General features: G+C 33.0%; 3 protein-coding genes and 1 pseudogene. 1 reads left to right on the forward strand and 3 read right to left on the reverse strand.

All coding sequences use genetic code 11. The annotated features are described in order from the left end of the window. Positions 1–118 precede the first annotated feature (118 nt). Positions 119–568, forward strand: a complete 450-nt coding sequence (hycI, locus tag COZ07_RS06955; protein WP_406607847.1) for a hydrogenase 3 maturation endopeptidase HyCI — start codon at positions 119–121, stop codon at positions 566–568. Positions 569–613: 45 nt separating this feature from the next. Here the strand turns inward: hycI and COZ07_RS06960 are convergent, their stop codons facing one another. The 3 genes and pseudogenes from COZ07_RS06960 to COZ07_RS06970 all read right to left on the reverse strand — a co-directional run. Further along, positions 614–1015 (reverse strand): 4Fe-4S binding protein, encoded by a 402-nt coding sequence (locus COZ07_RS06960; protein WP_406607848.1) that lies wholly within the window; start codon positions 1013–1015, stop codon positions 614–616. A gap of 12 nt (positions 1016–1027) precedes the next feature. Continuing rightward, positions 1028–2032 (reverse strand): respiratory chain complex I subunit 1 family protein, encoded by a 1005-nt coding sequence (locus tag COZ07_RS06965; protein WP_406607849.1) that lies wholly within the window; start codon positions 2030–2032, stop codon positions 1028–1030. Then, positions 2029–2539 (reverse strand): annotated as a pseudogene (locus COZ07_RS06970) (NADH dehydrogenase subunit); the annotation flags it as partial. The pseudogene COZ07_RS06970 and the gene COZ07_RS06965, both read right to left, overlap by 4 nt.

Raw genomic sequence — 2539 nt, forward strand, 5'->3', positions numbered from 1 at the left:
TAGCATATTAACCATCAATTAACCAATTTGCCAATTAACCAATCTACCAATTACCCGATTAACCAATTAATCAATAGGAGAATTGGTAAATAGGCTAATTAATAAAAGGAACAACCAGATGAATTTAAAAAGTTATATTCTAATGGGTATAGGAAATACACTTCGAGGTGATGATGGAATAGGATCAATTATTGCCAGAAATTTTAAAGATCGCCATTGGCTCTCCCTTGATTGTGGGGTTGCTCCTGAAAATTTTACCTCCCTCATTAAAAAAAATAGGCCCACTCTTGTAGTACTCATCGATGTAGTAGAAATGGACCTCGAACCAGGTGAGTTTAGAATAATCAGTCCTAATAGAATTAATACTATGCACCTAACTACCCATAATATTCCTCTTTCTTTTTTAATTTCTTATTTAGAAAAACTTACCAGAGAAATTATTTTTATCGGTATACAACCTAAAATTATTGATTATTCTGCTTCTATCAGCCCTGAAATTTTGGAGAGTTCCCTAAAAATAATAAAAATATTAAGAGATAAAAAATTCAATCTTATTAATAAACTATAGAATTATTATTCTTATATTTTTTTATTTATAACCTTACAATTAATCTTATTCTACAATCAATTTAGATGATTTTTTATCTGTATCAGCAAGAAGAAATTCATCGCTCATATGCAGACAATTTACCGGGCATATATCGTTACATTGAGAACAGAAAATACAATGATCAATATGAATTCTAATCTTCTTTTTATCGGGAATAAATTCAATTGCCTGTGCAGGACAAACCTGTATACATAATTTACAACCTATGCACTTATCCCTATCGTAAACAATCTTTCCTCTAAATTTTTCAGGTATTTCTACAGGAGGATGTATCTTTGCTTCTCCCTTTTCAATTTTTTCCAATAATTTTAAGATCGATTCAGGATAATAGGTAATCGGAAATACATTGGTAGCTGGTTTTTTAAATAACTGTTTTAACAACTCAAATCCCATTGGTGTGGGCATCTTATTATCACCTCAAACTATAATAGTATCCAAAGCAATTAAAGCCAGACCAAGTAATCCTATAAGTGATAAAGGTACCCAATAAGCATAAGAAACTTGATCTATTTTTAAGCGTGCAACTGCAACTCTAATAAAAGTTACTTCCATAAACATTGCTAAGAGTAATTTTACTAAAAAGAATAGTAGGTCTATTATTAAAGCAAATACCCCACTTAAAGCAAATAAAGGAGATAAATTATAGGGAAAAAATAAAACTACCGTTAAGGAAGTCATTACTATGGTCTTTACCGCATCAGCCAAACTAAATATAGCCAGATTTCTTCCCGAATATTCTACTAATAATCCACCAGCTAACTCCGTCTCTGCTTCTGGGACATCAAAAGGTATCTTAGATAACTCACCTGGAGTAACTATTGCCAAAGTAATTAATAGAAGAATCGCCCCTACAAAGCCCAATGGCCCAACTAATCCCCAAATAGGATGGGCATTAATTATCGCTAAAGAAAAGACATTCAGTTGGGGATAAACCTTACTTAGCTTCCATCCTAAAGCAACCACCGTAGTTACTAAAGGCAACTCATAACTCATCATCATTACCATTTCTCTTTGTGCTCCTATATTCGCATAGGGTGAACCTGATACAAAACCGCCTACCACCATTCCGACTGCAGGTAAAGTTAATAAATAAATAATCAAGATAATGTCACCATATCCACTTAGCAAAGGGGAAATATTACTTATAGGCAGGTAAAATAAAATGCTGATAGAAGAAACTAAAGTCATAATTGGTACACCATTAAATATCCAGGGTACCGCATTTTCTGGAACAATATTCTCTTTAATCATTAATTTAAAGAAATCTAAAAAGGGTTGCCTAAGGGGAGGACCAACTCGTGCCTGCATTCTGGCCGCTAATTTTCTATCAATACCTTTATAGAATAAACCTATTACTACTCCTAAAAAAGCAATTATAATTGCTCCTATTATTTTTAACAACAATAAAACTAGATCATTCATGGAGTAATCCTCCTGGTCTTTTGCACACTCAATTCATGTAGATCTTTCCTGGTTAATATACTTTTTTGATCATTATCTTTATTTAAAATAGTCACTCTATCCATGCAAGCAATGCAAGGGTCGATAGAAGCTACTACAATAGGTATATCAGCTATTTGCTGACCAAGAAGCATAGGAACCCAGGTCATTAAATTATTATACGTAGGAGCTCGAGCTTTCCAAACCTCAGGTGTTTCTGTTTCATTTAATTTTACATAATGAATAACTTCACCACGAGGGGCTTCGTGTCTTCCAATTCCTTCACCTTTTGCTTTCTTTAGTTGATTCAATAATTTAACCAACTTTTTCTCCGCAATAATTTCACCTGAAGGCATATTATCTAAACACTGTTCGATAATCTGTATCGATTGTACTAATTCTAATAATCGGACCACTATTCGATCGTAGACATCACCATTTATTTTACCGGTTAATACATCTGGGGTAATGGCTTTTACTTCTAAATCT

The organism is Candidatus Infernicultor aquiphilus (genome assembly GCF_002784285.1).
Lineage (GTDB): Bacteria > Atribacterota > Phoenicimicrobiia > Phoenicimicrobiales > Phoenicimicrobiaceae > Infernicultor > Infernicultor aquiphilus.